The following is a 6,316-nucleotide window of genomic DNA, read 5'->3' on the forward strand; positions in this document are numbered from 1 at the left end:
TCGAATTGTATGTAATCTTGTTCTTCCATGTCAATTAATAATTAAGTTGATTAAATTTTGGCGACTCTTGAACCAACTTTGTTAATTGTCCAATGCATAAAGATTTCTTTTTTCTAGCGTAGGCATAAGTTACACCTAAACTTTTTGCAACTTCTTCCATAGATTTTATTTTAAAAGTTGCTTTTATTAAATCTTTACACGCTGTACCTAATTTGCTAAACATCTCGTTAAATAAGGCTTGTTTTTCACCAAATAAAGAGGTTTCAAAGGCGAGTTCTTGTGCGTCGTCATCTTTAGATAAAACTTCTTCGTTAATTGTTACCTCTTTATTATTCTTTTTTTTGAGTTCGTTTAACCACTTACGTTTACAGAGTAAAAAAAAGTAAGCATCGAAAGGACAGGTAAGCTTTAGTCCTTTTTCTTTTGCTTGATTATATATAGTGACTATAGTGTCTTGAATGATGTCTTGTGCTTGGTCTGCGTTTCCACTATTCTGCTTTATGTAGTTTACCACCTTTGGCACAAAGGTATCGTAGATGGCTTGTATAATAAAGGAGTTGTTATTTAAAAGTCCATCGACATATTTTTGATCTTCGTGAATTTTTTTTTCACTCATAACTCCTTGTTTTTCGGTTAGTTTCCAACGAATTTAAAAAAAATTTAGAAAAAAGAGGTAACAATTTTTAAATGGTTTTGATATAAGGTTGTAAAAGGCAAAACGCCAAAAACAATTAAACATATTATAAAACAATAAACATTATGAAAAATTCAATTTTAATTATCGCAACAATAGTATTTAGTTTTTTAAACGTAAACGCTACAAATTTAAAAACGACACTAAACACTGAAACACGTGTAGAAATTACAAAAGATGAAATAGTAGAAATTTTTGATTGGAGAGTAAAAACAACAACAGGAGAATTTTCTGGAACAGCAACAACATTATTTGATGCTAAAAAAAGAGCTAATATGGTTGGACAAGGTACTGTAGTTATAGCGCAAAAAATCACCAACTACTTCGTGTTAAAAAGCGACATGCAATCTCAAGATAACAGAGTTTATTTCTGGGAAGTGAAAAGTGAAAAAGGTTACGCAAAAGGTTTTAGTTCTAGTGAATTTTCAGCTAAAAAAATGATGTCTTTAGTAGCAAAAGGAGACATAGTGTCTTACAGAATTATAGAAAATAAAAAATAATCACTCAAATAGGGTAACAAAATGGTTGCCCTATTTATATAAAGATGTATAACAAATTAAAACATTAGAAATTATGAAAAATTTAAACAAAGTATTAGGATTAGTATTAGTAACTTTATTATCATTCACAAGTTGTGACCCAAATGAGGGAGATAATATAAATGACAACAACGAAGTTTTAGGTTATAACGATATTAATGGCTTTTTTGAAGCCAATGGAGTGCAAAATCAAAATTTCACAATCGACGCAACAACTGGAGGAAGCGTAGCAGGTAATGATGGAACAGTAGTAACTTTCCCTCCTAACGCTTTTGTAGATGGAAATAATAATCCAGTAACAGGAATAGTAGATGTTTCAATTAAGGAGATTTTTACTCCAAGCCAGATGATTTTATCTAACAAACCAACAAATGCAATTAACTTTTCTAGTGAAAACACTTTTCTATTGTCTGAAGGAGAAACAGAAGTTGAAATTTCTCAAAATGGAAATGAAGTAGCTATTGCAAGTGGAATTAACTACCAAATATCTGTTCCATCTGCTGGTGGATTAGATAATGAGATGTTACCATTTACAGGAACAACATCTAACGAAGAAGGTATTGTTTGGAATCCAACAAGTGACGTTGGTGTCGCTGGAAACGGCATGCAATATGTATCTGCTCCTGCATCTTACATTTACGATGTTTTTGATACTGGATGGTCTAACTGCGATAAGTTTTACAGCTATCCAGGAAACAAAACTACTAACTACATAAATTTATCTAATAGTCCAAACATGGCTGAAACTGTTATTTTCTTAGTTTTTGAAGAAAACAACCTTCCTGCTGTAGTTAAATTTAGTACCATTTATGCTAATGGAATTCAAAGTTATGTAGACATGCTTCCAGAAGGATTAGATGTTACTTACATAGCAATCACCTTAGAAAACAACCAGCAATATTTGGCAATGGAAAATATAACTATTAGTGATGAAGAAGAAATAACGTTAAGCTTTGAAGCCAAGTCTACACAAGAAATCTTGGATGCTTTAGCAATATTAGATTAAAACACGTTACCATAAAAACTACATTTAATTTAAAGGTCAGAAATTAATTTTTCTGGCCTTTTCTTTTTAAAAACTTTTAAGAAGAGGGTAACAAAATAATTGTTGTGTTTATATAAAGGTGAAGCACATTAAAACCAATGATTATGAAACATATAGAATTAGTAAACGAACAAATATTATTTTTTGCTATTAGATTAGTAATTTTATTAAGTCTTTTAGCATCAATTGCATAAAACCTATAAATAAAATCTTCTTAACAGATAGTCAACTCAAAACAGCAAGTAATAGCATAGGTTTAAAAAATGAACAACTAATAATTTAACTTCGTTAATAATGTATTTAGAAAGATGAAATTCTGTTTTTGTATATTTAAAATCTATAACCTATCGCTATTATGAAGAACCAATTAATTTTTTTCATTTTTATTGTTTTATCCCAAACTGCTTTTAGTCAAGACATAAAAGTAATGGATACAACTAGAAGAGTTGCTAGCATTACTTATAGTAAAAATGGCACAGAAGTAAAATTTACACCAAAAACACCAGCTTTAACTCAAATTGCTGGAGCTCCAAAAGCATTTTACAAACACTTTTGGGAATTTGGTGATGGTGATTATAGTAATGAAGAATCGCCAATTAAGCAATACAAAAAACAAGACGAGTACGAAGTAAAGTATTGGGCAACCAATGTTTACGATACGGGAAAACCACCAACTTCAAGACCTAAAAAAATAAAAATTGATAATACTAGTGCCTCAGCAGAAGATTCTGCTTCCATGACAGATGATATTGAGCTTACTCGAAATCGAGAACCAATGCCAAGCGAAGAAATGGTAGTAGTTATGAGCTATAAAAACTATAAAGATTATGCTACAAGCGGAACACTTCATCTTTACTTTAATGAACAAAAATATAGAGCAGATAATTTTGAATTAGCAGACACCAGAGTTTATAATAATGAAAGAGAGATTGAAACTACAGATTTTGTATTTACAAACGATGTTGATGATGAAAGTGGTTTTTATGCCTCTTCAAAAAATAAAATCAATTTACTGCGTGCACGTTTTAGAGATTCTACAGAAAAAGAAGATTTAGAACTTACTCTGGCCGAAACCAAAACACTATATAAAAAATCGAGTACTATAGAATTCGATAATATGAAACCAAACGAAGAGCGTAATATTTTCTATACCTTTAAAACAACACCAGAAATGTTGAAGGATACGAGTGCTATTATTTCGATAAGGAGCATTTATATTCCAGATAACAACTATAAAACACATAAAGTAAAAAACATGGAAATGGAGATTGTAACCTCTCACGATCCTAACAAAATGTCTTCTAACTCCACTTTTTTAAATTACAGGTTAGTACGTGCTAAAAGACCAAAATTTAAAATTAGATTTCAAAATAATGGTGAAGGTCCAGCAAGTACTATTAGGTTAGAAACAGATATTCCAGACATGTTCGATAAAGGCACTATTAATGTGGAAGACATGTATCCTAAAGTAAAAATTTGCCCAAAACAGGAAGTTAGTTACAGTTGCTTAGATACTGCATACACTAACAAGCAAGCCATTTTTACATTTAAAAACATCTATCTTCCTGGTAGCGAACAAAAAAATGTAAAAGATTACGATTCTACTCAAGGTTTCGTGAAGTATAGTTTAAAGTTTAGTAAAGATTTTCATAAACAAAAAACCAAATCTAAAACGGCTATTATTTTCGATAAAAACGAACCCATAATTACCAACTACTCAACCACTCGCTTTTTACCAGGTATTTCTATTGGTGCAAAAGCAGGTTATAATTCGTTTAGTGATTTGGAAGATTCTAAAAGTTATTTTGTGGGTGCAACTATTTCACCTTACAAATCTTATAAATGGTATTGGCAAGTAGAATTATTAAATAGTTTTCACCAATATACAGGAAATACAACTGTAGAAGAACGCATAGAAGATAGTCCTACTGGAATTGTAAATACTCGAACAACCAACACAACAACTTTCGATAATGTGGATTGGGAAATACCAATTTTAGCCAGATATAATATTAATAATTATATTGGTTTAGGAGCTGGCTTACAAGGCATGTTTTCATTAAGCGAAGAAAATACCGAAAGCGAAACCGTTGAGCGTGCCCAAGTTTTAAATAACGGTGATTTGGGAGAATATAGTACAATTAGTGAAACAGAAAACAGTACCAAATCTGGGTTTTCAAATTTTAGAAGCGGTTTTTTAATTGAAGCTACAGCTGGATTTGCAAGAATTGGACCTAGCGTTGGCGCACGATATGTTATTAATTTTAAAGAAGATTTTAACTATATGCAATTCTACGCTATCTGGAAATTCTAACATTAAAGATGTTAAGCGTCTTTTAGCAATTTACTCTTATGTTTTTATTGTTTTCTATAAATTTTTAAAATGAAAAACCACTTACTCGTTATCTGTTTTCTGTGCTTCGGAAGTGTTTTTTCGCAAAGCTTAGAAGATAGAATTTATAATGCAACTGATGCTTTTAACAATACAAAATCTACTGAAACACTAATTACTTTAGATAATAGCATTTCACTATTTGAAAGCGAATTATCTACAACAGACGATTACTTTTCGTTTGTAAATCTATTAGTTAACAAAGCGCATTATTTAAAATCGGTTAGCAAAAATACGCAAGCAATAAAAAGCTATGAAAAAGCATGGCAGCTTTATACGAACAAAAAAATTGGATTAGTTTACAAGTTCAATATTGTAGATTTTTGTCTCATTCCATTAGGTGTACTTTATAATAAAATAGGAGACCACACAAGTGCCGAAAATATTATAAAAACTTACATAGCAATAGCCGAAAAAAACAAAAATAATACACAACGTGTTTCTGGTGCTGTAAATCTATCGCGTTTATATCAAACTATTGGTAGGCACAAATTAGCAATCGATATCGCAAATTATGGACTCACCATAAAACAAGCCAATACACAACAAAAACGTAAGTTAAAAAGTATAAAATCTAGAAGTCAACTTAGGTTAAAACAACCAATAGCGCTTTTAAATAATGATATTATAGTTCCTAATATTAAACCACAATCTATCGAAGAACATGAATTGGCTTATGAGTTAGCAATGCAACAAAAAGAGTACTCTTCAGCTTTAAAAAGCTTTAAAACTTTAAAACTACTTAAAACTAATGCATTGTCTTCAGCAACTACTCATGCAAAAATTTATACAGAAGAAGCACAACTTTACTATCTTTTAAATAAAAAAGAAGAGGCTATAAAAAGTCTAAAATATGGCTTGAAAGCGTTACTGCCTAATTACGATTCTAATGTGTTTCCAACAGAAACAGACTTGTATCCAGAAAATGCTTTTATTGGTATTTTCGATTTGTTTGCTGAATTAGAAACCAATCCAGAAAAAGCAATAGACTATTACAACTTAAGCTTTTATGTTAGCGATTTGTTAGCACAAAACGTTACCAGTCAAGAAGGTAAATTATTGTTGTTAAATGAAAAAAGAAAGCGTAGCGAAAAAAGCATCGACTTATTACATTATTTACAAAAAACAAGTGACGACTCAAAACATACGTTACATGCACTACAACTTTCCGAACGCTATAAAGCCTCCATTTTAAAAGAAATAGTTGGTAAAAAAGAATTATTAAAGAGTAATCCTAACGATTCGCTTTTACTAAAACAACAATCACTTTTAAAAAATCAAGAGCAACTTACCAATAAATTAATAAGAACGCCTTTTTCTAATTTTAGCAAAGCAGAAAAACTAGACCTAAGAGAGCAATTAGCTTCCATAAATATTCAATTAAAAAATTTGAAAGATAAAATTGAAAATAAATATGCTATCGCATCCAGCAGCAGTTTAGATCAATTAAAGCTTAAATCTAAATTAACAGAAGACAAAGCAACACTTGTAAATTATTTTTATGGCAAACATGCTATTTATCAAATTATAGTTTCATTTAAAGTAACTGCATTTAATAAGATTCCTTTAAACAAAACCAATACTCAAACTATAAAACGTTTTATTCAATATTTCGATAGTCCTTCAAATATAAATAATAACATTTC

General features: G+C 30.2%; 4 protein-coding genes and 1 pseudogene. 4 read left to right on the forward strand and 1 reads right to left on the reverse strand.

Annotation, left to right across the window (positions count from 1 at the left end):
• Positions 1-34: 34 nt before the first annotated feature.
• Positions 35-616 (reverse strand): sigma-70 family RNA polymerase sigma factor, encoded by a 582-nt coding sequence (locus tag Q0C58_RS01005; protein WP_290696465.1) that lies wholly within the window; start codon positions 614-616, stop codon positions 35-37.
• A 143-nt stretch (positions 617-759) separates the two neighbouring features.
• On the opposite strand from Q0C58_RS01005, the gene Q0C58_RS01010 reads away from it, so the two are divergent.
• The 4 genes and pseudogenes from Q0C58_RS01010 to Q0C58_RS01025 form a co-directional block, all read left to right on the forward strand.
• Positions 760-1,194, forward strand: coding sequence for a hypothetical protein (locus Q0C58_RS01010; protein ID WP_290696467.1), 435 nt, complete (start codon positions 760-762; stop codon positions 1,192-1,194).
• A gap of 73 nt (positions 1,195-1,267) precedes the next feature.
• Positions 1,268-2,239 carry a hypothetical protein gene (locus Q0C58_RS01015; protein ID WP_290696469.1) on the forward strand — a complete coding sequence of 324 codons (972 nt, stop codon included), beginning with the start codon at positions 1,268-1,270 and terminating at the stop codon, positions 2,237-2,239.
• A gap of 394 nt (positions 2,240-2,633) precedes the next feature.
• Entirely contained in the window at positions 2,634-4,592 is a 1,959-nt protein-coding gene (locus Q0C58_RS01020) for a PKD domain-containing protein (protein ID WP_290696471.1), read from the forward strand.
• A 69-nt stretch (positions 4,593-4,661) separates the two neighbouring features.
• Positions 4,662-6,316 (forward strand): annotated as a pseudogene (locus tag Q0C58_RS01025) (CHAT domain-containing protein); the annotation flags it as partial.

Origin of the sequence: Lacinutrix sp. (assembly GCF_023299985.1) — a bacterium.
Taxonomy (GTDB): Bacteria; Bacteroidota; Bacteroidia; order Flavobacteriales; family Flavobacteriaceae; genus Lacinutrix.